The 24,852-nt window shown below is 38.6% G+C and carries 26 protein-coding genes; 14 read left to right on the top strand and 12 right to left on the bottom strand.

What is annotated here, in order from left to right:
* Window positions 1-3 precede the first annotated feature (3 nt).
* From qoxC to qoxA, 3 genes are read right to left on the bottom strand one after another with little or no spacing between them, the layout of a single operon-like run.
* The gene (gene qoxC / locus ACNQFZ_RS07235) at window positions 4-600 is read right to left on the bottom strand and encodes a cytochrome aa3 quinol oxidase subunit III (RefSeq protein ID WP_458414631.1); all 597 of its coding nucleotides are present in this window, start codon (window positions 598-600) and stop codon (window positions 4-6) included.
* Window positions 600-2,546 (bottom strand): cytochrome aa3 quinol oxidase subunit I, encoded by a 1,947-nt coding sequence (gene qoxB / locus ACNQFZ_RS07230; RefSeq protein ID WP_458414630.1) that lies wholly within the window; start codon window positions 2,544-2,546, stop codon window positions 600-602. Before qoxB ends, qoxC begins: the two co-directional genes overlap by 1 nt.
* 49 nt (window positions 2,547-2,595) lie before the next feature.
* Window positions 2,596-3,489 (bottom strand): cytochrome aa3 quinol oxidase subunit II, encoded by an 894-nt coding sequence (gene qoxA / locus ACNQFZ_RS07225; RefSeq protein WP_458414629.1) that lies wholly within the window; start codon window positions 3,487-3,489, stop codon window positions 2,596-2,598.
* A gap of 375 nt (window positions 3,490-3,864) precedes the next feature.
* On the opposite strand from qoxA, the gene ACNQFZ_RS07220 reads away from it, so the two are divergent.
* A complete protein-coding gene (locus ACNQFZ_RS07220) occupies window positions 3,865-4,308 on the top strand; it encodes a DinB family protein (RefSeq protein ID WP_458414628.1) in 444 nt (147 codons plus the stop codon).
* An 8-nt stretch (window positions 4,309-4,316) separates the two neighbouring features.
* A complete protein-coding gene (locus ACNQFZ_RS07215) occupies window positions 4,317-4,760 on the top strand; it encodes a YaiI/YqxD family protein (protein ID WP_458414627.1) in 444 nt (147 codons plus the stop codon).
* Window positions 4,761-4,792: 32 nt separating this feature from the next.
* Here ACNQFZ_RS07215 and ACNQFZ_RS07210 read toward each other — a convergent pair whose 3' ends face one another.
* Window positions 4,793-4,978, bottom strand: coding sequence for a YbdD/YjiX family protein (locus tag ACNQFZ_RS07210; RefSeq protein WP_458414626.1), 186 nt, complete (start codon window positions 4,976-4,978; stop codon window positions 4,793-4,795).
* A gap of 22 nt (window positions 4,979-5,000) precedes the next feature.
* Window positions 5,001-7,070 (bottom strand): carbon starvation CstA family protein, encoded by a 2,070-nt coding sequence (locus ACNQFZ_RS07205; RefSeq protein ID WP_458414625.1) that lies wholly within the window; start codon window positions 7,068-7,070, stop codon window positions 5,001-5,003.
* Between the two features lie 284 nt (window positions 7,071-7,354).
* Here ACNQFZ_RS07205 and ACNQFZ_RS07200 point away from each other — a divergent pair, with 284 nt between their 5' ends.
* The 5 genes from ACNQFZ_RS07200 to ACNQFZ_RS07180 all read left to right on the top strand — a co-directional run bounded on the left by ACNQFZ_RS07200 (window position 7,355) and on the right by ACNQFZ_RS07180 (window position 13,505).
* Window positions 7,355-7,972: a DUF47 domain-containing protein gene (locus tag ACNQFZ_RS07200; protein ID WP_458414624.1), complete on the top strand. Its 618-nt coding sequence runs from the start codon at window positions 7,355-7,357 to the stop codon at window positions 7,970-7,972.
* Between the two features lie 12 nt (window positions 7,973-7,984).
* Window positions 7,985-8,983, top strand: a complete 999-nt coding sequence (locus ACNQFZ_RS07195) for an anion permease (RefSeq protein WP_458414623.1) — start codon at window positions 7,985-7,987, stop codon at window positions 8,981-8,983.
* A 155-nt stretch (window positions 8,984-9,138) separates the two neighbouring features.
* Window positions 9,139-10,287: an iron-containing alcohol dehydrogenase gene (locus ACNQFZ_RS07190; RefSeq protein WP_458414622.1), complete on the top strand. Its 1,149-nt coding sequence runs from the start codon at window positions 9,139-9,141 to the stop codon at window positions 10,285-10,287.
* 54 nt (window positions 10,288-10,341) lie between these two features.
* Window positions 10,342-12,000 (top strand): ATP-binding protein, encoded by a 1,659-nt coding sequence (locus tag ACNQFZ_RS07185; protein ID WP_458415336.1) that lies wholly within the window; start codon window positions 10,342-10,344, stop codon window positions 11,998-12,000.
* An 11-nt stretch (window positions 12,001-12,011) separates the two neighbouring features.
* Entirely contained in the window at window positions 12,012-13,505 is a 1,494-nt protein-coding gene (locus ACNQFZ_RS07180) for a sigma-54-dependent transcriptional regulator (protein ID WP_458414621.1), read from the top strand.
* Between the two features lie 33 nt (window positions 13,506-13,538).
* Here the strand turns inward: ACNQFZ_RS07180 and ACNQFZ_RS07175 are convergent, their stop codons facing one another.
* The gene (locus ACNQFZ_RS07175; RefSeq protein ID WP_458414620.1) at window positions 13,539-14,726 is read right to left on the bottom strand and encodes an iron-containing alcohol dehydrogenase; all 1,188 of its coding nucleotides are present in this window, start codon (window positions 14,724-14,726) and stop codon (window positions 13,539-13,541) included.
* Between the two features lie 337 nt (window positions 14,727-15,063).
* Here ACNQFZ_RS07175 and ACNQFZ_RS07170 point away from each other — a divergent pair, with 337 nt between their 5' ends.
* The 3 genes from ACNQFZ_RS07170 (at window position 15,064) to ACNQFZ_RS07160 (ending at window position 18,039) form a co-directional block, all read left to right on the top strand.
* Window positions 15,064-16,395: a CoA-disulfide reductase gene (locus ACNQFZ_RS07170; RefSeq protein WP_458414619.1), complete on the top strand. Its 1,332-nt coding sequence runs from the start codon at window positions 15,064-15,066 to the stop codon at window positions 16,393-16,395.
* A gap of 380 nt (window positions 16,396-16,775) precedes the next feature.
* Window positions 16,776-17,285, top strand: coding sequence for a DoxX family protein (locus ACNQFZ_RS07165; protein WP_458414618.1), 510 nt, complete (start codon window positions 16,776-16,778; stop codon window positions 17,283-17,285).
* A 244-nt stretch (window positions 17,286-17,529) separates the two neighbouring features.
* Window positions 17,530-18,039 carry a DoxX family membrane protein gene (locus ACNQFZ_RS07160; protein ID WP_458414617.1) on the top strand — a complete coding sequence of 170 codons (510 nt, stop codon included), beginning with the start codon at window positions 17,530-17,532 and terminating at the stop codon, window positions 18,037-18,039.
* A 51-nt stretch (window positions 18,040-18,090) separates the two neighbouring features.
* Here ACNQFZ_RS07160 and ACNQFZ_RS07155 read toward each other — a convergent pair whose 3' ends face one another.
* Together ACNQFZ_RS07155 and ACNQFZ_RS07150 are read right to left on the bottom strand one after the other, a co-directional pair.
* Window positions 18,091-18,270: a YfhD family protein gene (locus ACNQFZ_RS07155; RefSeq protein ID WP_458414616.1), complete on the bottom strand. Its 180-nt coding sequence runs from the start codon at window positions 18,268-18,270 to the stop codon at window positions 18,091-18,093.
* 91 nt (window positions 18,271-18,361) lie between these two features.
* A complete protein-coding gene (locus ACNQFZ_RS07150) occupies window positions 18,362-18,496 on the bottom strand; it encodes a YfhE family protein (RefSeq protein ID WP_458414615.1) in 135 nt (44 codons plus the stop codon).
* A gap of 161 nt (window positions 18,497-18,657) precedes the next feature.
* Here ACNQFZ_RS07150 and recX point away from each other — a divergent pair, with 161 nt between their 5' ends.
* Window positions 18,658-19,470 (top strand): recombination regulator RecX, encoded by an 813-nt coding sequence (recX, locus tag ACNQFZ_RS07145; RefSeq protein ID WP_458414614.1) that lies wholly within the window; start codon window positions 18,658-18,660, stop codon window positions 19,468-19,470.
* A 523-nt stretch (window positions 19,471-19,993) separates the two neighbouring features.
* Here the strand turns inward: recX and ACNQFZ_RS07140 are convergent.
* Window positions 19,994-20,659 (bottom strand): SDR family NAD(P)-dependent oxidoreductase, encoded by a 666-nt coding sequence (locus tag ACNQFZ_RS07140; RefSeq protein WP_458414613.1) that lies wholly within the window; start codon window positions 20,657-20,659, stop codon window positions 19,994-19,996.
* A 102-nt stretch (window positions 20,660-20,761) separates the two neighbouring features.
* On the opposite strand from ACNQFZ_RS07140, the gene ACNQFZ_RS07135 reads away from it, so the two are divergent.
* On the top strand, window positions 20,762-21,079 hold the full coding sequence (locus ACNQFZ_RS07135; RefSeq protein WP_458414612.1) for a YfhH family protein: 318 nt from the start codon (window positions 20,762-20,764) through the stop codon (window positions 21,077-21,079).
* A gap of 35 nt (window positions 21,080-21,114) precedes the next feature.
* Here ACNQFZ_RS07135 and ACNQFZ_RS07130 read toward each other — a convergent pair whose 3' ends face one another.
* From ACNQFZ_RS07130 to ACNQFZ_RS07120, 3 genes are all read right to left on the bottom strand, one after another.
* Window positions 21,115-21,270 (bottom strand): YpzG family protein, encoded by a 156-nt coding sequence (locus ACNQFZ_RS07130; protein WP_458414611.1) that lies wholly within the window; start codon window positions 21,268-21,270, stop codon window positions 21,115-21,117.
* A 49-nt stretch (window positions 21,271-21,319) separates the two neighbouring features.
* A complete protein-coding gene (gene sspK / locus ACNQFZ_RS07125) occupies window positions 21,320-21,478 on the bottom strand; it encodes a small acid-soluble spore protein K (RefSeq protein WP_458414610.1) in 159 nt (52 codons plus the stop codon).
* Between the two features lie 73 nt (window positions 21,479-21,551).
* The gene (locus tag ACNQFZ_RS07120) at window positions 21,552-22,535 is read right to left on the bottom strand and encodes a metal-dependent hydrolase (protein WP_458414609.1); all 984 of its coding nucleotides are present in this window, start codon (window positions 22,533-22,535) and stop codon (window positions 21,552-21,554) included.
* 162 nt (window positions 22,536-22,697) lie between these two features.
* Here ACNQFZ_RS07120 and mutY point away from each other — a divergent pair, with 162 nt between their 5' ends.
* Entirely contained in the window at window positions 22,698-23,792 is a 1,095-nt protein-coding gene (mutY, locus tag ACNQFZ_RS07115; protein ID WP_458414608.1) for an A/G-specific adenine glycosylase, read from the top strand.
* 90 nt (window positions 23,793-23,882) lie between these two features.
* A complete protein-coding gene (locus ACNQFZ_RS07110) occupies window positions 23,883-24,803 on the top strand; it encodes a L,D-transpeptidase (RefSeq protein ID WP_458414607.1) in 921 nt (306 codons plus the stop codon).
* Window positions 24,804-24,852: the final 49 nt, after the last annotated feature.

Genomic DNA, 24,852 nt, shown 5'->3' with positions numbered 1-24,852 from the left:
ATTCTACATCATTCCTTTCAAGTAGACGAAGCTGAAAATGAAAATCCAAACTACGTCCAAGAAGTGCCAGTAAAGCGAGAATATAAATGACTTATTCGCCGTTTCAGGATTCAATCCTCGTTTATAGACTTGGATCATAATGAATAGACCCCAGAATAAGCCGAATGTAACGTGTGCTCCATGTGTTCCTAATGTAGTTAAAAGCATGGCTGTAAAAGCACTAGTCTGTATGCCCGCGCCAATATGAACATAGTGAATGAATTCAAAAATTTCCACTCCAAGAAAGACAAGCCCAAGCAGCAATGTAATGGCAAAGAAAGACATCACCGCTTTCTTGTTGCCAAGCCTAATCGCGTGAACACATAAGCCTATGGTGAAACTGCTTGTTAACAAGACAATCGTTTCAATTAACACCGGCGCAATTTCGAATATCTCTGCACCGCTTGGGCCGCTCCCGGTACGATTTACTAATGTAAAATAGGAAGCAAAAAGCGTTGCAAACAACATGATTTCTGCACCTATAAAAATCCAAAAGCCCAGTATATTTATTTGATTTTGATTCGTACTATATTCTAGTGGTAGTGAATGATCGATTCTCATTAACTAGCACCTCGCATTTCATTTTCTATTTTTTCAATTTCTTGAACTGTAATGTGGTAACCGTGGTCTATTTTAATTGAGTTATAGGCCATGCATGCGAAGATTCCGATTGTCGTAATGATGACTGGAATCCATAGGCTAAATATCATTGAAAAGCCCCAACCAAAGAAGAGACAGCCCATAATGAATGGAACACCGCTGTTACTTGGCATGTGAATTTTTTCATAGGGACCTTTAAATAGTTCATGTCCTTTTTTCTTTGCATCCCATAATGCCTGATAGGATTCCACTTCCGGGATAATCGCAAAGTTATACGCTGGTACTGGGTTATGTGTTGCCCATTCAAGTGTTCGTGCATCCCATGGATCAGAACTGATATCTCTTGATGCATAGCGGAAGCTGTAATAAATGTTATAGCAAATGAACAGAAAGCCAATGGACATAATGCCTGCCCCGACAAAAGAAATCATATTTAATGGGCCAAATCCAGTTGCTTCAGAGTAGGTGTACATACGGCGGACTTGTCCGTCTAGTCCAGAAATATACATTGGCATAAACGCTAAAACAAAACCGATGGAAAGAAGCCATGCCGTCCATTTTCCGATTCTTTCATTCAACATGAAACCGAACATCTTAGGCCAATAGTAAGTAAGGCCGGCAAGCATCGCAAACACAACACCAGGAATGATAACGTTATGGAAGTGAGCAACTAGGAACATCGTATTATGATACTGGTAATCAGCTGCAGACATGGCAAGCATAACGCCTGTTACACCACCGATAGTAAATAGTGGTAAAAATAACAATGCGTAAAGCATTGGCGTCGTGATTTCAATTTTCCCTTTCCAAAGTGTAAACAACCAGTTGAAAATCTTAACGCCGGTTGGGATTCCTACTGCCATTGTGGTAATTGAGAAAATACTGTTTGCTGCTGGACCTAGCCCCATTGTGAAGAAATGATGTGCCCATACAAAGAACGAGAGTAGCGAAATGACCATCATCGAAGCAACCATAGATGTGTAGCCATATAAGTTTTTACGTGAAAATGTCGAAATAACCTCACTAAAGATCCCGAATGCCGGTAAGATTAAAATGTAAACTTCAGGATGCCCCCATACCCAGAACAGGTTGGCCCAAAGCATGTCCATCCCACCGTTTGTCATTGCAAAGAAATGTGTTCCAAATAAGCGATCCATCGCCCCCATTGCAAGTGCGACCGTAAATGGTGGGAATGCGAACACGATAATAATACTTGCAGTTAGAGCCGACCAAGTGAACATGGGCATCTTCATTAGAGTCATACCTGGAGCCCTCATTTTTAAAATGGTTGTTATAAAGTTAATACCTGTCATCATCGTACCGAGACCTGCAATCTGAATGGCAATCATGTAGTAGTTATTTCCAACAGTTTCGCTTAATTCAGTTCCTGCAAGCGGGAAGTAGGCTGTCCAACCAGCGTCAGGTGAGCCTCCAACAACAAAAGAAATATTAAATAACATTGCGCCAAAGAAAAATAACCAGAAACTTAAGGCGTTTAATTTCGGAAATGCAACGTCGCGGGCCCCGATTTGTAATGGTACCACGAAGTTCATGAGGGCCATTATAAACGGCATCGCCATAAAGATAATCATAACAACACCATGTGTTGTAAAAATCTCATTATAGTGCTGAGCATCTAAAAGTGTATTATCAGGAACAGCAAGCTGGGCACGCATCATAAGTGCATCCACACCGCCGCGGAAAAGCATCAGTATGGCAGAAAGTAAATACATAATCCCAATTTTTTTGTGATCAACGGTTGTTAACCATTCACCCCAAAGGTAACCCCATTTTTTAAAATAAGTTAAGCCGGCAACGATGGCGACAACTGTTAAGCCAATCGCAACCATCGAAGCGTATATCGGAAGACTGGGATGTGGAATGGCAAATCGTTCAAAGAATTCCATACTTTCATAACTCCTTTCGTAAATCTAGTAAACTAATTTTTATCAATGACTAGTTGGTACGACATACTTCATCATTGGATGCAACACCATTAGAAGCATTCATTCCATGACTATGTCCTCCATTTTCACTATTTGGAGGCGGTAAAAATTCCAAGTGTGTACCAGTAAATGTTTGTTGACCGAGATGGCCAGGTTTTAATAATTTATCAAATTTTTCTTCTGTAAGCGGTTCGGCTGTTTCTTTTACTTCATCTACCCATTTATCAAAGTCAGCTTGTGCCATTGCGGTTACGTTAAAGGTATTTTCGGCAAAGCCTTTACCGCTAAAGTTTGCATTTCGTCCCATATATTCACCGGGTACATCAGCTGCCAGATGTAATGTTGTGACCATGTCTGACATCGCATATTTTTGCCCGCCAAGCTGTGGAATCCAGAAACTAGTGATAGGTCCATAGGAATAAAGCTTAAATTCAAGCGCTCTGTCAGTAGGAATATAAAGGTAATTCACAGTCTCGATGCCCTCCTCTGGATAGCTGAAATGCCATTTCCAGTTGGAAGATGATGCATAAACAACTAGTGGTGGCGTATCCTCATATCCTTTTGGGGTAGCCTCCACTATATAATTGCTTCGAACAGAGACGATGGAAAGTACGATCACAATTAGGACTGGAATCCCAACGCATATTGCTTCAACAATAGGGCTGCCTTCAATATGTGGCGGCTCGTAATCTTTACTAAGTTTTGAAGCACGAAATTTGATTAGGATATAAACTAAAATCGCAAAAACAGCTATGACGACAAATAACATGATCCAAATGGAGAGCATGATATCATCTGCTTGTCTTTCTGCTTGGGGTCCCTTAGGGTCTAAAACCATCAATGGCTGACATCCTGTAAGCACTGTGGTAATGGTAAGAATAGATAATAAAAAAAGCCTCTTCATTTTTTAAATCATTCTCCTTTCGTTCTTAATTAAATGATAGTTATGAATGTTTCACTAATTTAACTGTGATAAAAATCACACTTTTAGTATTATCTTAGTAATCAAAACATTTAAAAGCCACTGACTGGGATCCAATTCACAAAACCTTCATAAAGTGACAAAAGTTTCGTGAACTTCTAAAAATATTATTGGCTTTTGCTTTTAAATAACATAAAATAATATTTTTGTACTATTTAAATAAATAAGTTTATAAAGTTATGGAATGATAGTTAATTGATGGATAGAGTAGTGCTGAGATGAAAAATTTTACAGTTTAGTATAAATTTTTATATAATTTGAAGTAGTACTTATAAATTTTGAGGGAGGGTTTTACATATGGCTGATTTAATTAAAAAGCAATTTGGTTTATCGAGATCAAGCATATTTAAAACGATTGAGCAAGCGCAGGAAAATATCTTTGATGTTAAGCCGAAAGGATACAACAATACAATTCATTGGCAGCTAGGGCATGTTTTAGTTGTTGCTGAGCAATTCTTATTCGGTGGGGCGAGCCAGCTTCCTAACGAGTATAAAGCCTTGTTTGGCAATGGCACTAATCCGTCTGAGTGGAAAGGGGAAGTACCCACTGTAGAAACTTTAGTGGGACAGCTAAAGGAGCAATTGCAACGTATTCAAGATATTCCGAATGAGCGTTTCCAAGAAAAACTGCCGGAGCAATTTTTAGGGAACAACACTTTCGGCGAATTAGCGAGCTTAGGGGCTTTTCATGAATGCTACCATAGCGGCCAAATTCATGCCATGAAGCGCGTTCTTAGTTAATATTGTCAATGGCAACGATTTTAGTAGATGCAGACGCCTGTCCAGTCATCGACCTTACCATTAAAATTGCAAAGCAATTTAACCTTCAAGTGATTCTAATCTGTGATACGTCGCATTATATGGTACGAGACGGGGCAGAAACTATTACTGTTTCGAAAGGCGCAGATGCTGCAGATTTTGTATTAGTGAATAAGGTCCATGAAGGAGATATTGTTGTCACACAGGACTATGGTTTGGCGGCAATGGTCTTAGCCAAAAAAGGCTTTCCCATCGATCAAAATGGGCGGGTATATACAACTGACAATATTGATCAACTCTTATTTACGCGTCACATTAATAAAAAAATCCGGCAAGCCGGCGGTCGTACAAAAGGCCCAAAGAAGCGGCAAAAGGAAGCGGATAATACGTTTGAAGAAAGTTTGCGGCAATTATGCGAAAATGTAAAAGGCTGACCCTTTTGAGTCAGCCTTTTAGTTACGATTTATTAACAACACCGATTCACTTTTCCACTCTCATAGCGTTCCTTTAACGCATATAGATAGTGTTCCTTTTCCGACAATAATGGCTCATTCGGGTGTTTATTGCTGTGATGCTCCACGTATTTCTCGTAATTGGGAAGTCCAAAAATAGTTTTGATATTGCATCTTGCATTTTTAAACCAGCTCTTCATTTCTTAATCCCCAATCATCCATTTATTTGTTTATCGACACATACTTTGACTGAACAAATGGTGTTTCATGTAAGCTCATCTTTTGCTTTTTGAATATATAGTTATACCAAATCCGAAACGACTCAATGGTGATTAAGACAACAATGGCGGCAAATATGAAGGTTAATACGGCATCCAAGCGGTCATTAAAGACAATTTGCCTCATAACATCCATGCTTGTAGCAGGTGCCAACACTTCACCTTTCTCTATGCCTGTTAGATATATTTTGGCATGTGCCAAAAAGCCAATCGATGGGACGCTTGAGAATAGCTTCATAAACGCAGCCGTTAACGTAGTTATCGTTAAAAATAGAAACGGGATGATGGTCACCCATGCATATCGTGCTTTTCCCATTTTTATAATAATCGTTGTTCCGACCGCTAATGCCATTGCCGCCAACATTTGGTTTGAGATGCCGAATAACGCCCACAGTGAATTGATGCCACCAAACGGGTCAATCGCACCTTGATAGGTAATGTAAGCCCAGGCCAATGTAATCAGCGCTGAGGCAATGATATTTGCCCCGAAATGATTTGTTCTTCCAAATGGTTTATAGAAATTCCCCAATAAATCTTGCAGCATAAAACGTCCAATTCTTGTTCCGGCATCGATGGTTGTTAAGATAAACACCGCTTCAAATAGGATGGCAAAATGGTACCAAAATGCTTTTGCACCACTTAAAAAGCTGGCAAAGATTTCGGCCATTCCAACTGCTAGTGTCGGTGCCCCACCGGTCCTTGACATAATCGTGGCTTCACCAATATCTTTCGCCGCATTGGTAATTTCATCTGCCATAAGCGGGAATCCCCATGATGAGATTGTTGTTGCTGCTGCTTGTGCTTCTGTTCCAATGACCGCAGCTGAAGAATTCATAGCGAAATAAAGACCCGGGTGAAGGGATGTAGCCGCTATTAAGGCCATAATGGCGACCATTGATTCCATCAGCATAGCGCCATAGCCAATCGAACGTGCATGGGTTTCTCTTTCAATCATTTTCGGTGTTGTACCTGAAGCCACGAGGGAATGAAAACCTGATACAGCGCCACAAGCAATTGTTATGAAAAGAAAAGGAAAGAGCGGGCCGGAAAAGACGGGCCCCGTACCATCTAAGAATTTTGTATACTTTGGCATTTGTAAATCAGGCAGTACGATTAAAATTCCCACGGCCAATAGGAAAATGACGCCGATTTTTAAAAATGAGCTTAGATAATCACGTGGCGCGAGTAGCAGCCAAACAGGTAGGATTGATGCTATAAAGCCGTATATTCCAATCATGATTGCAATTTTGTCCCCTGAGTACGTAAACCATTTGGCAAGATCTGGGTCGGCTGCTACGTATTGCCCTGCCCAAAGGGCAATCATTAGAAGGACAAATCCAAGTAAAGACCCTTCAAGCACACGGCCAGGGCGAATGTAACGCATATACACACCCATGATGAGGGCGATTGGGATGGTTGAAGCAATTGTGAATAATCCCCACGGTGAATTTGCGAGCGCTTTCACAACAACGAGTGCGAGTACCGCAATAAGGATGATCATAATTCCCAAAATTCCAACAGATGCAATGATCCCTCCAAAAGGCCCAACCTCTTCCTTTGCAATTTGACCAAGCGTTTTTCCATCTCGTCGCATCGAGATAATTAAGATCACTAAATCTTGAACGGCACCAGCTAATACCACACCAATGATAATCCAAAGTGTTCCCGGCAAGTACCCCATTTGCGCGGCTAAAACAGGGCCGACTAGTGGTCCGGCACCGGCGATTGCAGCGAAGTGGTGGCCGAATAATACCCACCGGTTTGTTGGAACATAGTCTTTTCCATCATCATGAATCTCAGCTGGTGTCGCTCTTCTGTCATCCAATTTTAAAAGTTTATAAGCAATAAATTTACTATAAAAGCGATAAGCAACAGCATACGTACAAACGGCGGCAATCAAAAGCCAAGATGCGGAAATGGTTTCTCCATTTGACTGTGCTAACAAAGCGAAGGCTGCGGCACCTAAAATAGCAATGATAGCCCAAATGACGAAGGACAATAATTTTTTTGCCATGCTAAACAGCTCCTTTCCTAATTTTAATTCCCTCATTAAATTGTATAATCTCTTTTAATAAAAATGAGCGAATTTTAAAGAGGATGGTTTAAAAATTACTTATTCAGGTTAAGAAAAAACAGGGAAGGGCATAATTCTCTTAAAGAGGGATTATGCCAATTTTTTGGATTGTAAAGTTTTTGTAAAGATTGTATTAATTTATTCCCCTAATCGACATAATTCGTATACAATATTTACGTTCGGGACAAATGTAAAACTAATAGCTTAATATGTGGAGGTAAAGTATGGTTTTTAAAAAGAGCGACAAATTCATGGATTTACTAATGAAAATATCTACAAATATAAAGGAAAGTGCCGTGTATTTTGCAGATTATAAGTTAAAAAATACAAGCGACTTGAAAATTTTCTATGATACGATGAAAAAATATGAAAATAAAGGCGATGACTTTGTTCACGAAGTCATTGTAGAACTTAATAAGGCATTTATTACGCCAATCGAGCGCGAGGATATTCTAGCATTAGCCATTAGTTTAGATGATGTCCTTGATGGATTTGAGCATTGTGCAGCATTATTCGAAATGTATTCGATGACAAATGCAGATGATTATATGCTTAAATTTGTGGATGCCCTTAAAAATGCAGCCGTGGAAATTGAAAAGGCGGTTGAACTTCTTTCAAGCAAAAAGCTGCTTGATATAAGAGAGCATGCGATTAAGATTAAAGATTATGAGTCAAAATGTGATGGAATTTTACGTCAGTCTATTAAAAATCTTTTTACAGTGGAGAAGGATCCTATTCACATTATTCAATATAAAGAGATCTATGAATCACTTGAAAACGTTGCTGATGATTGTCAAGGAGTTGCCAATACATTAGAGACAATCATCATGAAAAATGCATAAGGAGCCCTTAAAATGGATGGAGTATTAATTTTAACGATATTGATTGTCATTGGCGCCTTGGCATTTGACTTTATTAATGGTTTTCATGATACAGCGAACGCTATTGCAACAGCGGTGTCAACAAAGGCATTAAAACCAAGGCATGCCATCATAATGGCAGCTGCAATGAATTTTATTGGTGCACTGACATTTACAGGGGTTGCGAAAACCATAACGAAGGATATCGTAGATCCCTTTACACTACAAAATGGAACGACAGTGATTCTAGCTGCGCTCATTGCAGCTATTTCTTGGAATCTAATTACATGGTATTACGGAATACCGTCAAGTTCATCTCATGCAATTATTGGTTCAATTGCCGGCGCAGCTATTGCTGCATCCGGATTTGGTGTCTTGAATTATGCAGGATTTATTAAAATAATAGAGGCACTGGTTCTTTCGCCGATTTTGGCATTTGCCGTCGGTTTTATTCTTTACAGCATTTTTAAAATCATCTTTAGAAACTATAGTTTAACGAAAACAAACCGTAACTTTCGCTTTATACAAATCTTAACTGCAGCTTTACAATCATATACACATGGGACAAACGATGCCCAAAAGGCGATGGGGATCATTACAATGGCCCTTATTGCCAACAATTATGTTACAACGAATGATATACCACTATGGGTGCAAATTGCCTGTGCCACAGCAATGGGTCTTGGAACTTCCATCGGCGGCTGGCGGATTATTAAAACCGTTGGCGGAAAAATTATGAAAATCCGTCCGGTGAACGGGGTGGCTGCAGACTTGACGGGTGCTGCTGTTATTTTTGGAGCAACCTTTATCCATCTACCGGTTAGTACGACCCATGTTATTTCATCTGCGATTTTAGGTGTAGGTTCTGCCCACCGCATCAAGGGAGTAAAATGGGGAACGGCACAGCGCATGATTCTTACTTGGGTCATTACCCTTCCGATATCTGCAACCATTGCAGGGGTTATGTATCTTATTTTAAATGCAATTTTTTAAATATGACTGTTAGTCCTAGAGCTTCCTTCCAAAAGAAGGGGCTCTTTTTGTTTATTCTGAAAATTTTAATTTGTTAAACTTTTTCTTTTCCTATATATTATTAGATAAGCATGTCCCATTATATTTTCTTAAACTTACGATAAAGGAGCAGTAGAATGGGGATTAAAAAATTTGTAACACCCGAAATCATTTTTGGTACCGGTTCCATTGACCAAGTAGGCGAATGTTGTTTGCGGTTAGGAGCAAAAAAAGTATTGATTGTAAGTGATCAGGGTGTTGTAGCAGCTGGATGGATGGAAAGAGTCATGAACAATTGTCGTAACGTTGGGCTAAACTATGCGACGTTTTTCGATATAACAATGAATCCAAAGGATTATGAGATTGAACGGGGTAAGAAAGTTTATCAGGAAAACGATTGTGATTCTGTTATTGGAATTGGTGGAGGAAGCGCTTTGGATGTAGCTAAGGCAATTGCCATTATAGCTACAAATGGTGGTCATATTTCTAATTATGAAGGAGTAGATCAAATTAAAATTCCATTACCACCAATGGTTATGGTTTCAACAACAGCCGGATCGGGCTCTGAAGTTTCACAATTTTCCGTCATCGTCGATACAATAAGGCGAAAGAAAATGACCATCATTTCAAAATCATTGGTTCCGGATATTGCTATTGTCGACCCAAATACACTTATTACCAAGACTCCCAGTTTAACCGCTTCGACAGGGTTGGATGTCTTAACACATGCTATCGAAGCATATGTAAGTGTGGCAGCAACCCCATTAACAGATGTTCAGGCCAAAAATGCAATCACATTAGTTTCGAAATATTTGCGACCTTCTGTAGCATCAAGTACAAATATGGAGGCAAAAACAGCGATGGCAATGGCTAGCTTGCAAGCTGGATTAGCATTTTCCAACGCTATTCTCGGAGCCGTTCATGCAATGGCACATGCGATTGGGGGGCGTTTTCCTTATTCACATGGGGATGTTAATGCTGCTCTGTTGCCTTATGTGATGGAATTTAACTATATTGCTAATCCAAAACGATTTACGGACATTGCAGAACTTATGGATATTGATGTTCGAGGGATGGAGCAATCTGAAGCGGGAAGAAAAGCTGTTGAACAAGTGAGATTATTATCCTTAGATATTGGCGCACCACAACGATTATCCGAGATGGGATTGAAAGAGGAATCAATACCAGAAATGAGTAAAGTCGCGCTAGAAGATGCGTGCATGATTACAAACCCTCGTGACATAACGCTAAAGGATATTGAGCATTTATTCAGAAAAGCCTTATAGATTTCAGGAATACGGCAAAAGGAGGTTGAGTTTGTGCTTAAAACTAAACAAGAGATGATTGACCTCTTAACCGGTGTAAAGTCATCGAAGCGAAATTACTATACTGAATTAATCAAAATCAATGCCCAGCTTAAAAAGAAAAATATGAAACTTGAAATCATCAATGATGTGATGAAGAACTTTAATGTAGAGATGTGCATGGATGATATGTTGAAAAATATTTTGAATAAGTTGAAAGAGCTTTACACATTTAACCGTCTAAGCTTATCTCTTTATGAGGATGACAAATTACTATTAACAAATGTTTTTCCAATCGATTCGTTTATTGTTAAGGTGGGGGAAGTTCTTCCAAGGCAATATTCGACTTACTGGAATGTGATAGAGCAAAGAAGGGCTACTCATATTAGTTTTCCAAATCATACAGCCAATCCAATAGAGCAGGAAACTTTTCTCGCGTTACATATTAATCACGTATTCTTGTTTCCACTTATTAGTAAAAAGAAAGTGATAGGAGTACTTAGCTTTGGCAGTAGACAAGCTATAGAATATGAAGAACATGATATGATTTTTTTACAGCAATTAGCTGACCAGCTTGCTGTTTGTATAGAAAATTCAAGGCTTTATAATGAGGTGCTGAGGGGAAACAAAGAATGGGAAGAAACATTTCGTTCTGTGCTGGACATGATTATTTTGGTGGATATGAATGGGTCAATATTAAGGTTTAATAATTCGGTAAATAAGTTTTTTGATCTGTCTAATCAGCAATTAATGAAAAAAAATTGCAGGGAACTAATGTCAGAGAATGTAACGATGGGTGAAAAATGTCCTTTAGAAGAAAGTTTGCAGTCAAATACAACAACCTACACGCAAATCAATTTTGATAATAATCGGATTTGTGATGTTTATACATATCCAGTCTATAATGATCGAAATGAAAAGTATGGGGTCATTTTATATATGAAAGATGTTACTGAAAAACTTCATGCAGAAGTCCAATTAATTCAATCTGGAAAGCTAGCTGCAATCGGTGAAATGGCAGCGGGTGTTGCTCATGAATTAAATAGTCCATTAACAGCAATATTGGGGAATTCCCAGCTGTTGCTCCGGGAAGCAAGCAAAACAGATCCTGCTTATAAGCTTTTGGAAGATATAAAAAGCTGTGGTGATCGTTGCAAGAATATTATTCGCAATTTATTAACGTTTTCTAGACAGGATGAATATTTACCAAAGGAATGCTTTATTAATGAAGCAGTTACACAGGTTTTAAGTCTAGTAAGCTATCAAATAGAAAGGCAAAATATAAAGATTACGATTGAACTTGGTCATGAGATACCAGCAATTGAAGGGAATCTACAACAAATTGAACAAATTGTTATTAATCTACTCCTCAATGCAAAAGATGCGGTAGAAGCAAGTGCTGATCAAGAAAAAGAAATTTTAATTAAAACGGAAACTGTAGATGTGGACGGAAAATCCTATGTTTCATTAACCATTGGAGATAATGGAATCGGGATTAAGGAAAGTGACATGCCTGATATATTTCGGCCTTTTTATACGACCAAGCAGCAAAGTAAAGGAACAGGATTGGGCCTATCAGTTAGTCTGGGGATAGCCAAAATGCATGGTGGAACGATAGAAGTGGAAAGTGAAGAGGGTGTGGGTAGTACTTTTTCATTATTGCTTCCCGTTCTATCTCAAGACCATATTGAATGAAGGATGATTCAATGACAAATGTACTGATAATAGATGATGAAAGAGAAGTTTGTACATTTTTAGAACACTTTTTATCTAGAAAAGGCTATATGGTAAAAGCGGCGTACAACGGGGAACAAAGTAATAGATTAATAGAAGAATATCCATTTCAGTTGGCAATGATTGATGTGAAGTTACCAGATACAAATGGTTTTGTAATCCTAAAAACATTAAAGGAAAAACAGCCAAAATGTAAGGTCATTATTATGACAGGCTATAGTACCGTCAAGACAGCTGTGGAAGCCATTAAACATGGTGCTAACGATTACATTGAAAAACCATTTGATGACCTTGATCAGGTGGAAAACTTAATTGATGATATGATCTCACATGATGCAACAATTGCTCAGAGTGAGGTAAAGCAGTTAGCGGATAAAGTTGGTTTAATTACGGGCGAAAATGAAGAGATGGGTCATTTAGTAACCATTGCCCATAAGATTGCAAAGAAAAATATAAATGTACTCATCCAGGGGGAAACAGGAACAGGAAAGGAAGTTCTAGCCAAATTTATTCACCAAGCGAGTCTTCGTGCTGATCAAACATTTATAGGGGTAAACTGTGGAGCTTTATCCGAGTCTTTGTTGGAGAGTGAGCTATTTGGTCATGAAAAGGGTGCGTTCACCGGTGCAACCCAACCTCGAAAAGGCCTTTTTGAACTAGCGAACAATGGGACCTTATTCCTTGATGAAATTGCTGAAGCTTCACCTGCTATTCAAGTGAAATTGCTTCGTGTCTTGGAAACACGTGAGTTTATGAGAGTTGGTAGTGAAAAGGTACTACGTTCAAATGCACGAATCATTGCAGCATCCCATGTTAACCTTGATGAAGCAGTCCAACAGAAAAAATTCCGACAAGACTTATTGTATCGACTCAATGTGGTGAAGCTGGAAATTTTGCCGTTAAGAAAGCGGAAAGAAGATCTACCAATACTCATATCCCATTTCCTTGAAAAATATGATGCAGACCACTTAACATTTACTAAGACCGCAATCCATCTTTTAGAAGAATACGATTGGCCTGGCAATATTAGGGAACTGGTAAATGTCGTAACGCGAGCGATTACGCTTTCTGAGGGCGAAACGACACAAATAACGAAGGATTATTTACCAAGTTATATACAGTCAGAGCCAAAACAGGGAATTTACGAAATAGAAATAATACAAATGAACTCAGTACCGATGGTAGATGGTAGGCAAAGATTGATAGATTCAAATGTAGTTGATATTAAACAATATTTGGATTATTGGAGTGAGGAACTACATAGCTATTGGAAAGCTGATGAAGCAATCCCTTTAGAAGTAATAATAGAGAAAATAAAAGAACTAGAGGATGTAATCGGCAAAGCTTTCATTAAAAAAGCTTTGAAACGTACGCTTGGAAATAGAAAAAAGGCCGCAGAAATGTTGGATCTCACTCCGCGTCAATTACGCTATTTATTAAAGGAAAAGAAACACTTTCCACTATAAAGTCTTGGAAAGTGTTTCTTCAAATATAGGATATTAAACTAAAATATTAGTAGTTTCTACTTTCATTGCTGCACGGATCATGTTTTGTACATCATCTAATGTTGCTTTGCGAGGATTTGTAAATGAACATGCATCCTTCATTGCGTTTTCTGCCAAAAGCGGGATATCTTCTTCTTTTACTCCAAGCTCTGTTAAGTTTCCTGGAATACCAACATCTTTTGAAAGCGTTTCTATCGCAGAAAGCGCCTTTTCAGCAGCTTCACGTGTAGATAAACCGCTTACATTTTCTCCTAAAGCAATCGCAATATCGACAAATCTCTCAGGTTTTGCAATTAAATTAAAGCGTTCTACGTGTGGCAATAGAACTGCATTACATACGCCATGAGGCAAATTATAAAATCCGCCTAATTGATGGGCAATTGCATGCACATAGCCTAAGGACGCATTGTTAAATGCCATTCCTCCTAAGAATTGCGCAAAGCACATGTTGTTTCTAGCCTCAATATCGTCACCATTCGCAACTGCAGTACGGAGGTTTTGGCTAACCAAACGGATTGTTTGTAGGGCACAGGCATCTGTAATAGGTGTTGCATCAGTAGAAACATAGGCCTCAATTGCGTGTGTCAACGCATCCATTCCAGTTGCGGCTGTTAATCCTGCCGGCATTTTTACAGTTAGGATTGGATCATTAATTGAAATTAATGGTGTAGTATGTTTATCAACGATTGCCATTTTAATCTTTCTTGATGTATCCGTAATAATACAGAAGCGTGTCATTTCACTGGCAGTACCTGCTGTCGTGTTGATTGCCACAAGTGGAATCATCGGGTCTTTGGATTTGTCAACGCCTTCGTATTCATGGATTGTTCCACCGTTTGATGCCACAAGCCCAATTCCTTTTGAACAGTCATGGGAACTTCCTCCGCCCAAGGAAACAATAGAATCACAGCCTTGTTCACGATACATTTTTAATCCGGCTTCTACATTTAAATCGGTTGGGTTTGGTTCTGCACCATCAAAAATAATAACCTCAACACCCGCCTCGCGAATAATGGATGCAATTTCTTCTGCAACCCCCATTTTGCTTAATCCTTTATCAGTAACAAGTAAAGATTTGTTGCAACCTAGTGCTTTAATTCTTGGGCCTGCTTCATTTACTGCACCAACTCCCATTAAATTAACTGTCGGCATAAAGAATCCATAAACCTTTTGATTTGCCATTGAAAATCTCCCCCTATAAAATTAAAATTTTGAATTATTGAATTCACACTATTAAAATGCAAATACCGTGCCAAATAATCTTTTAGTCGAAAAAAGTTTTAAAAAATGTTTGAGACGCATGTCTAAGTAGGCTTAGAGGTCAAAATAAATATTCACTATTCTGAATAATTGTAAATTTAAGACAACTATTAATGCAAAAAAAACGGCACATTTAAACAATTAAATGGCATCTCTAACAAAAACTTGTCCTAATCCAGGTTATTGATAATAAGCTGGCAATAGGGAATAATTAAGATAGCAAAATTTATCCATTCGGAAATGGACGGTGGGAATATACATGAAACTAGTGGTAATCGGTGGGGTTGCAGCAGGAATGTCTGCAGCCTCAAAATTAAAAAGAATGAAAAAAGATGCCCAAGCTGTCGTCTATGAAAAGGGCGATTTTTTGTCATATGGAGCCTGCGGCTTGCCTTATTTTGTATCCGGTGAAGATGACAATTATCAAAAATTAATCGCAAGGCCGCTTGAGCACTTTGAAACGATGGGGATTGAAATTCACTTACGGCATGAAGTTGTAAAGGTTGTTCCTGAAAAAAAGCAAGTGGTGGTAAAGGACCTAGAAAATAATAATATGTTTACAGAAACATATGACAAGCTCATGATTTCTACTGGATCTACACCGATTATTCCAGCTTTAGCAGGCATTGAACTTGAAAACATTTATGTATTAAAAACATTGGAGGATGGTATTCAACTAAGGGAAGCTGCAAGCCGCGCTGATGTTAAGAACGTGGCCATTGTTGGGGCAGGTTACATTGGCCTCGAGGTAGCCGAGGCGATGAGAGAGCTAGGTAAAAATGTAAAAATTATTGAGCTCGCAGGTCGAAGCTTGAGAACTTTTGATAAAGAAATTACAGACCTCGCGGAAACTGAATTGCAAAATCAAGGTGTTGAACTGCACTTTGGTGAAAAAGTCGAAGGTTTCACAGGTACAACTAAAGTTGAAGCCATTAAAACTGATAAAAATACGTATAAAACTGATTTAGTTGTACTATCAATCGGCACGAGACCAGCAACAGAATTTCTCAAAGGGTCCGGTATTACACTTGCGGAAAATGGCGCGGTCATTATTGATCGGGAAATGAGGACGAATAGTAAAGATATTTATGCTGCTGGGGACTGTGCAGAAGTTTACAATCGTGCAACAGAAGAAAATGCATGGATCCCCCTTGGCACAAACGCAAATAAATGTGGAAGAATCTCCGGGGCAAACATTGCCGGCAGTCATATGAAATATGTCGGTACACTTGGCAGTGCGGCAATTAAGGTATTTAATTTAGAGCTTGCCCGGACAGGGATGTCAGAGATTGATGCGCAAAATCTAGCAGTTGATTATGCAACTGTGTTTGTAAAGAGTGTGAATCATCCTCGCTATTACCCCAATCAAACGCCAATCTGGATAAAGTTGATTTATGAAAAAGGAACGAAACGGATTCTTGGTGCACAAGCAATTGGCCCTCAAGGTGTAGTGCTAAGGGTTGATGTCTTTGCGGTTGCAATCCACAATCATATGACGACCGATGAACTTGGCATGACGGATTTATGCTATGCCCCACCATTTGCGGGAGTATGGGATGCAATACATATCGCAAGCAATGCGGCAAAGTAAACGTAAGCTAGGGAAATCCCTAGCTTGTTTGCACAGATAAAAAAGCTAAGTTGAAATTGTGAAAACGGTGTGAAGAAGATGTGAAAACAAGATGACTAATTCATGGCAGGATTGTGAAGTTCATTGTTTAACAGTTTCGTAAGGTGTATATTTAAACCATAGAAAGACAATAAGTGAATTCACAAAATAAACTCTTAATGAAAGAGGTTAGTCCAATGGAGCAGATGGAAAAGAGTAACGTAGAGTTGAAAGTATATTAAATTTTAAATCTCAAAAAAATTTTTATCCACTTTGTGAAATGTTGAGCAATTATACTTTTATATCATCAATGAATTAAATGAACGGAAAATAAAAACATTTTTCTAAGGAGTTGAAAAGTCATGAGATGGATGCATGGTCCTAAAATAGCAGCCCTTTGGACGATTTTTAGAATTTGGTTAGGTATTCAATGGATAGAAGGCGGTTGGGAAAAAATTTCCGGAGGCGGATTTGATGCAAGTGGATTTATGCAAGGTGCAATAAAAGGTGCAACTGGCGAACATCCAGCAGTGCAAGCATGGTACGCAAGTTTCTTGGAGCATGTAGCATTACCAAATGCAGGATTATTTAGCTTCCTAGTACAATGGGGCGAGGTGCTAGTAGGTATCGGACTTATTGTCGGTGTAGCAACAATCCCAGCCTTATTAGCCGGAGCATTTATGAACTTAAACTTTATGTTGGCAGGAACAACAAGCACAAACCCAATTCTTTATACAGTGGCTATGATTCTTTTAGCTGCAGGTAGTGCAAGCTACTACTACGGTGGCGATCGATTCTTAGTACCTTACATCAAAGAAAAAATGGCTAGGAAAGGTGCTAAAAAAGCAGAAGAAGGACACGCGACAGTTTAGTACGAAATAGATTGGGATACAGACACCAGCTCTGTATCCTAATCCACAGTGTTATCCACAATTGAATAGACTTAATTGTTGTAATTCACAGATATATCCACATAATCCACATGAAAATTTCTACTTATCCACAAAGAACTTAGTAACATACCGGAACCTTATATACCAAGCAATCAATCTAGTTATCCACAAAAGTCACAATTATCAGAGCAGACAAATTATTTTTCCAAGGAGATGGAAAATCATGAGATGGATGCATGGTCCTAAAATGGCAGTTGTTTGGACGATCTTTAGAATTTGGTTGGGTATTCAATGGATAGAAGGCGGTTGGGAAAAAATTTCTGCAGGTGGATTTGACGCAAGTGGTTTTATGCAAGGGGCAATTGCAAAAGCAGGTGGCGAACACCCAGCAGTGCAAGCATGGTACGCAAGTTTCTTAGAGCATGTAGCAGTACCAAATGCCGGATTATTTAGCTTCCTAGTACAATGGGGCGAATTGCTAGTAGGTATCGGACTTATTGTCGGTATTGCCACAATTCCAGCCTTATTAGCAGGGACATTCATGAACTTAAACTTCTTATTAGCGGGTACAACAAGCACAAACCCTATTCTATTTACAGTTGGCGCAATCCTCTTATTTGCAGGCAGTGCAAGCTACTATTACGGTGGCGACCGCTTCCTAGTACCTTACATCAAAGAAAAAATGGCTAAGAAAGGTGCTCACAAAGTAGAGGAAGGACATGCCACAGTTTAGCAAATTATTTTTCACAAAGGAGATACCATATTTGGTATCTCCTTTGTTGTTTTACGACTTAGCTCTTTTATCGGCTGCATTAGAACGTGCTTGCGCTTCTAAATCATTTGCATCAGCTAGTTCTTGAGAAAATTCAATATCACGTCCATCGGCAGTAGTTTTTGCATATTTTGGAGTTTGCGGCATACTTGATGAATTATTATCACCTTGATGACTTTGACCTCTTGTCATGGTAGTTAGTCTCCTTTCAAACAATGAGATAGTTTTTGGAAATGTACTACTGTTACTATGTCGATTTTTAGTTTAAAATATGTATTTTAAATTAAGAATTAGGGTTTGGTGGCACATATCCACCCGCACGGTCAGCCATTTTAAATTCCCTAGAATAAAGTACTTCCTGTGTTGCTGTCAATGTTCTCCGGTTTTCTTTGTCACGTCTTGCTTTACTTTTCGCCACTTTTTTTCCTCCATTTCTAATGTTTTACTTTAAAAGTATGACCCTCCAAATACATTGTTATTCAAAATTAAATATGTCTAATTTGTGTCAAAACGTAAACGCTTGAATCACTGAAATCTTGTTTAGGTGTTGCTATAATAGAAAAAGTGGAGGGAAAACAAGTGATTAAAATCGTTAAAATTACAACCCAAACAAAAAATAAAGAGCGCTTTAATGTATTTATAGATCAAGGAAACGGGGAAGAGTATGGTTTCAGTATTGACCAGGATGTTCTGATTGAATTTCAACTTCGCAAAGGAAATACATATACAGAAGATGAATTAAAAGAAATTTTATATAAAGATGAAATAAAAAAGGCATTCAATCTTGCTTTACATTATTTATCTTTTCGAATGAGGTCCGAAAAAGAAATCCGTGATTATTTACAGAAAAAGGCCTACACAGAAGAAATTATTGAAATTGTCCTCCAAAGGCTTAGGAAAAACAGATACGTTGATGATGTAGAGTTCGCAAAGGCTTTCGTTCGCTCTAGAGTTTACAACTCAACGAAAGGCCCCCTAATGATCCGGCAGGAGCTACAGCAAAAAGGGATTTCAGAAGCCACTATTCAAGAAGGTTTAATGGAATTTCCTGATGAAAAACAGTTGGAATTAGCGGCTCAATTTGTGGAAAAAAATGCAAAGCAGAAAAAGTCACTGTCAGATTACCAAATCAAGCAAAGAATTAGCCAAGCCCTGCTAGGCAAAGGCTTTCCGCAATCTATTGTTAAAACAGCATTATCCCAATTAGTAATCGAAAAAGATGAAGAAGACCCATTAGCAGCAGTAGCAAAACAAGGGGAAAAAGCTTTTAAAAAATATAGCAATAAATTCGAAGGCTGGGAATTAGAGCAAAAGGTGAAGCAATATTTGTATCAGCGGGGTTTTACTTCGGATGAGATTGAGGCGTTTATAGCACATTATCGAGAAGAATAGTAATTGATGATACTGTTGATGATACTGTGGTAGAAAAGGTGGGAATAGAACCCATAAAAAGTAAGAATGCAGACAAGTGGTGAGAAATCTGGACCGACTTTGTCTGCAAAATACAAAAATGCGGATAAGCCCGGAGCAAATGTACCTGACTTTGTCCAAAAAACACGAAAATGAGGACAAACATGGAGAAATCTGGACTGACTTTGTCTGCAAAATACAAAAATGCGGACAAGCCCGGAGTAGATGTACCTGACTTTGTCCACAAAACGCGAAAATGAGGACAAACACGGAGAAATCTGGACCGACTTTGTCTGCAAAATACAAAAATGCGGACAAGCCCGGAGCAAATGTACCTGACTTTGTCCACAAAACACGAAAATGAGGACAAACATGGAGAAATCTGGACCGACTTTGTCTACAAAATACAAAAATGAGGACAAGCCCGGAGTAGATGTACCTGACTTTGTCCACAAAAAAAGTAGTATAGCACCCAAATAGGGTAGCTCGGCCGTCTTCAAGCTAATTAGATAATAATCTCGTTCCTGCCATCATCCAGCTCAATTATTTTCTTCGTAACCTCATCAGCAGTTTTTAAGCCAGATTTGTCACTAATATGGGTGGAGTTGTCCCAAAACGGCGTATCCATTCCTCCCATATACACACCTATAAACCTAACATTTTTTTCCTTATATTCTTTTTGCAATGCTTCAGTAAAGCCGCGTATACCGAATTTGCTTGCACAGTAGACGGCTTCATTAACTTTTCCAACAAGTCCTGCAGTAGAAATGATATTATAAATTCTTCCATCATTTGAGTTTCTGATAATAGGCAACATTAACTTTGTCATGTAAATGGTACCCACTACATTTGTTTGAATCATATCATCCATTTCATTTTTTGTGATGGCTTCAAATTCACCAAAATGGCCGACACCGGCATTATTGATCAGCCAATCGATTTCAAACTCTTTTTGCAAATTTTTTATTTTTTCATCTAGTTCATTGTAATTTGTAATATCACATGGAAACACTTCGGCTTTTCCGCCAAGCGCGTAAATCCTATCTTTCTCTGCATGTAATAGACTTTCTCTTCTTCCAGCTAAAATAATTTTGTGTCCCATTTTCGCATAATGCTCGGCTAAACTTTGGCCAAGTCCTGTGCCGGCACCAGTAATTAATATTGTAGTCAAACTAGTCAGCCTCTCTTCCTTGGTGTCTACCATTAAATAGTTTTGTAACATTGACTAAAATACTTTATACTAAAATTATAACAAAAGGCTGGAGTGGAAAACATGGAGAAACGATATAGTGAAATGTCAGAATATGAATTAAAGCTAGAAATTGGCAAGCTTCATGAAAAGGCTAGAAAAGCAGAACAAATGGGAATGGTTAATGAATATGCCGTTTATGAAAGGAAAATTGCGATGGCGAAAGCGTATCTATTAAGTCCAAGCAATTTTCAACCTGGTGAGGTTTACGAAATAGATGGCGACCCGGGCGTTCTGTTTACAATTGATTATATGAATGGTGTGTTCGCATGGGGAACACGTTCAGGTAAGAATGAACAAGAGGCGATTCCAATATCTTTATTATTAAAACCAGAGAAGTAATACCTTCTCTGGTTTTAATATGGTCTTAATACCGTTTAGGACTGTTTTCTTGTTTGGTGATGTAGAATAATGGTGTTTTGTGCTTCCATTGTTTCACCGTTTACTTGGTTCCAGGCATGCTTTGGATTTGCATGTCCTTTCTGAAAAGGATTCTGATATAAATTGTCATAGAACTTTTTATGTCTTGCCATGATAAATCATCCTCCTTTAGATAATCAAAAACAATGCAATTTCCAAAGTCTACTCTTGTGGCCGGTTTTCGTTGGACATACGCATGCGTTCTTTTGGATGTGTGTTAATTTGTCCGTTCGCTCTCAGTGAAGAATATCTTGCTTTCGCACGTGGCTCACCATCAATGTTTCTCCGAGGAGGAAAATTTTCTTGTTTATTCCGGACCATTTTACGCCCTCCTTACATGTGTATGAATGTCCTTTTGAACATCCATTACATAGTATGGGTTATACAATCAGCATTAATTCTCGGGAGCAATTACTAATTTCTTCATTAGTTTTTCTTCACTAAAGATCCAGCCGGTATAAGAACTTACAATGTTTAACGATTGATCAAGCTGTACGACGGCTACAAATGGATAATATCCTTTTGAACGATAGCGCAAATCAATAAACCTTACTTCATAATGGTCATTATATTCGTCAACCTCCCAGCGATAAACAGGGGAGAAGGACAGAAATGCGGAAAGATTCTCATCTTTTATTGCTGCTTTCATGACAGGTGTATCCGGAACCGGTACTTTATCATATTCATCTAAGAACGTAATTTCATTATTAATGGATCGAGCAACATAGAACTTTGTATTGCTTGATATTGCCAGATGCCATTGGTTATACCGATAGGTTGGAGAAATAATAATCTGCGTTGCATCGGGTATATGTTGTTTTACTTTTTTGATGATTTCTCTTTTTGTAACATAGCGAACAAGGTAATAGCCAAACAGTACTATATAGACGCCTAAGAATGTAAGCCCTGGGTCAAAGCCGTATCGCCAGATTGCAATCCCGATGATATGCGCGAAAAAGATAAATGGATCAAATGTATTAATAATGCCTAAGGCAATCCATTTTTTTGTAAAGGGCCTGAGCGCTTGTGTTCCATAAGCATTAAAAATATCAACAAAAACATGCAGGATAACGGCAAGAAATGTCCAAATCCATAAGTGAAGCAAATTAGCAGTAGGCGAAAAGGCATAAATTGCACCTGTAATTAATAAAGGCCATAACATCACAGCGGGAATGGAATGTGTGATCCCCCTGTGGTTTCGAATATATTTCGCATTGTTCCTAAGCTTCATAATTGTATCCAAGTCAGGTGCTTGTGATCCGATAAGTGTCCCGAATAGGATTGCCTGGGCTGTAATTTCATTGTTTGCAACAACAGGATCGAGGGTTGCTAATCCTCCTAGAGCAATACCCATGACAACGTGGGTGCCTGTATCCATTAGTTATCCTCCTAAATAATTTAAATTGGCGCTGTTAATTGAGTTGTGTTCCTAATAGTACCCATTAACGGAGCCTTACTGTTAAATATAATAAGATCACTTGTATTATTCTTCTTAGCTAAAAGCTTTATAACATTATTTTACCACTGCGGGGTGACATCTGTGGAAACGAATTTAGAACATTTATTTAATCATTTCAATAAATTGCAATTTCAACTGGATTTAATTAGCTGGTTTTTGAATGAGCAGCGTGTATTACCATGGAGAAAAGATAAAGACCCATATAAAGTATGGGTATCGGAAGTTATGCTGCAGCAAACAAGAGTGGAAACAGTTATTCCCTATTTTAACCACTTTATTGAGCAATTTCCAACCGTGGAGGCTTTAGCAGCTGCCAACGAAGAGCAAGTTTTAAAGGCCTGGGAAGGATTGGGCTATTATTCAAGGGTGCGTAATCTTCAAAGTGCAGTAAAGGAAGTTGTTGCCGATTATGGCGGACAAATTCCGAACAATCCTGAGAACCTTTCGAAACTAAAGGGTGTCGGCCCTTATACCAAAGGAGCCATTTTAAGTATTGCCTATAATATTCCCGAGCCTGCTGTTGATGGCAATGTTATGCGTGTCTTATCCCGGGTTCTTTTAATAAAAGATGACATTGCTAAAGTGAAAACAAGAAAGCTTTTTGAAAATGCGGTAAGGGAGCTTGTTTCTACTGAACAGCCGTCGGAATTTAATCAAGGCTTAATGGAGCTAGGTGCGTTAGTATGTACACCTAAATCGCCGTCTTGTTTATTATGTCCAGTCCAACACCATTGCCGCGCGTTCCATGAAGGAATGCAAGACGAATTGCCGTTTAAAACGACGAAAAAGAGCAATAAGGAAGTATTGCTTACCGCTTTAGTTTTAAAAAACAAAGAGGGTCAAATTTTAATTCAAAAAAGACCAAGCGATGGGCTGCTAGCGAATTTATGGGAGCTACCCAATCATGAAATGCAGCGTTTCAGCCCGTTGGGACAAGTTGAGCAAATGAAACAATTTATGAAGACAAAATATAACTTAGATGTCATGATTGAAGATCACTTTATGAATCTTAAACATGAATTTTCCCATTTAACTTGGAAAATTGCGGTGTACAATGCCGTGACCAATGACGAGTTTCCGGGGAGTAACAGCTGTCAGTTCGTTCCTTTGGAAGAAATTGAAAAATTACCATTCCCAGTGCCCTATAAAAAAATTATTTCAAGTGTACAATGGTAAAAATTTCTTAGTATAATCAACTTATAGTAATGAATAGAGTTGTACCCTCATAGAATGCCCATAGAGTGTCAAAGAGAGGGGAATAGAAAAGTGGTCAAAAAAGGTCTTTATTCATTTTTTATTTTATGTTTAGCTGTAGCATTTTCGTTACCAATAAATGGCGCGAGCGCCGCGGAAAAAGAATCACAATCCTATTTAATTATAAACAAGGCCGTTAACGAGCTTGCCTATTTTGAAGGTGGGGAATTAATTAAAGTTTTTCCTGTAGGGACGGGAAAAAGTAGAAAACTGACACCTGAAGGTACTTTTCAAATTATTAATAAAGTGAAAAATCGCCCTTATTATAAAGAGAAAATTCCTGGTGGGTCACCAAGAAATCCGTTGGGGGACCGTTGGATGGGTTTGAATGTTCCGGGTACATGGGGTAATACATATGGAATTCATGGCAACGCTAATGAGAATTCCATTGGAAAATATGTAAGCGCCGGGTGTATCCGCATGCACAACAAGGATGTACGTTGGCTTTATGATCAAATCACAACAGGAACAACCGTCCTCATCACGCACCAGAAAAAAGATTTTCTGACAATCGCATTAGAAAGTGGCTTTGGGTTAAAAGAACCAAAGATTGAAAAGGTTGATAAGAAAATAACTGCTTTAGCTGAAAAAGTCCTGTATAAAAAACCAATCAGTTTTAGCGGCTATAAAATTGGTAAGATTGAATCACAAGTTGTAACAGCCTTTGAAGAAGCTGATAACGGCTGGTATCACATTTATACATGGTTTGGGGATGCGTGGGTTTCAAGTGCCAATACGGTCGAAGGGAAGCTTGAAAAGAAGGAGACAGAGGTTAAATTAACCGCAGCAACAACTCTTTTTGCTTCACCGACTACTACGGCAGCTTCCGTCGGGGCCTTAAGCCCACAAAAGGTAAACGCATTCGAACAAATTGGCGATTGGTACCATATCAAAACGTGGTTTGGCGATGCTTGGATTAATGTAAAAAAGTAGTGGAAATAAATAGAATGCGGCAATAAAAGGCGGAAAAGTCAAGTGCTTT

The sequence above is a fragment of the Schinkia acidoalkalinis genome, assembly GCF_054301215.1.
The sequence above is the reverse complement of the archived record's forward strand: the minus strand, read 5'-3'. Positions and strand labels throughout refer to the sequence as shown.

Excerpts from the sequence above, each read along its gene's own strand:
- qoxC (WP_458414631.1), bottom strand. The coding sequence starts at position 600 with ATGAGAATCGATCATTCACTACCACTAGAATATAGTACGAATCAAAAT.
- qoxB (WP_458414630.1), bottom strand. The coding sequence starts at position 2,546 with ATGGAATTCTTTGAACGATTTGCCATTCCACATCCCAGTCTTCCGATA.
- qoxA (WP_458414629.1), bottom strand. The coding sequence starts at position 3,489 with ATGAAGAGGCTTTTTTTATTATCTATTCTTACCATTACCACAGTGCTT.
- ACNQFZ_RS07220 (WP_458414628.1), top strand. The coding sequence starts at position 3,865 with ATGGCTGATTTAATTAAAAAGCAATTTGGTTTATCGAGATCAAGCATA.
- ACNQFZ_RS07215 (WP_458414627.1), top strand. The coding sequence starts at position 4,317 with ATGGCAACGATTTTAGTAGATGCAGACGCCTGTCCAGTCATCGACCTT.
- ACNQFZ_RS07210 (WP_458414626.1), bottom strand. The coding sequence starts at position 4,978 with ATGAAGAGCTGGTTTAAAAATGCAAGATGCAATATCAAAACTATTTTT.
- ACNQFZ_RS07205 (WP_458414625.1), bottom strand. The coding sequence starts at position 7,070 with ATGGCAAAAAAATTATTGTCCTTCGTCATTTGGGCTATCATTGCTATT.
- ACNQFZ_RS07200 (WP_458414624.1), top strand. The coding sequence starts at position 7,355 with ATGGTTTTTAAAAAGAGCGACAAATTCATGGATTTACTAATGAAAATA.
- ACNQFZ_RS07195 (WP_458414623.1), top strand. The coding sequence starts at position 7,985 with ATGGATGGAGTATTAATTTTAACGATATTGATTGTCATTGGCGCCTTG.
- ACNQFZ_RS07190 (WP_458414622.1), top strand. The coding sequence starts at position 9,139 with ATGGGGATTAAAAAATTTGTAACACCCGAAATCATTTTTGGTACCGGT.
- ACNQFZ_RS07185 (WP_458415336.1), top strand. The coding sequence starts at position 10,342 with ATGATTGACCTCTTAACCGGTGTAAAGTCATCGAAGCGAAATTACTAT.
- ACNQFZ_RS07180 (WP_458414621.1), top strand. The coding sequence starts at position 12,012 with ATGACAAATGTACTGATAATAGATGATGAAAGAGAAGTTTGTACATTT.
- ACNQFZ_RS07175 (WP_458414620.1), bottom strand. The coding sequence starts at position 14,726 with ATGGCAAATCAAAAGGTTTATGGATTCTTTATGCCGACAGTTAATTTA.
- ACNQFZ_RS07170 (WP_458414619.1), top strand. The coding sequence starts at position 15,064 with ATGAAACTAGTGGTAATCGGTGGGGTTGCAGCAGGAATGTCTGCAGCC.
- ACNQFZ_RS07165 (WP_458414618.1), top strand. The coding sequence starts at position 16,776 with ATGAGATGGATGCATGGTCCTAAAATAGCAGCCCTTTGGACGATTTTT.
- ACNQFZ_RS07160 (WP_458414617.1), top strand. The coding sequence starts at position 17,530 with ATGAGATGGATGCATGGTCCTAAAATGGCAGTTGTTTGGACGATCTTT.
- ACNQFZ_RS07155 (WP_458414616.1), bottom strand. The coding sequence starts at position 18,270 with ATGACAAGAGGTCAAAGTCATCAAGGTGATAATAATTCATCAAGTATG.
- ACNQFZ_RS07135 (WP_458414612.1), top strand. The coding sequence starts at position 20,762 with ATGGAGAAACGATATAGTGAAATGTCAGAATATGAATTAAAGCTAGAA.
- ACNQFZ_RS07130 (WP_458414611.1), bottom strand. The coding sequence starts at position 21,270 with ATGGCAAGACATAAAAAGTTCTATGACAATTTATATCAGAATCCTTTT.
- sspK (WP_458414610.1), bottom strand. The coding sequence starts at position 21,478 with ATGGTCCGGAATAAACAAGAAAATTTTCCTCCTCGGAGAAACATTGAT.
- ACNQFZ_RS07120 (WP_458414609.1), bottom strand. The coding sequence starts at position 22,535 with ATGGATACAGGCACCCACGTTGTCATGGGTATTGCTCTAGGAGGATTA.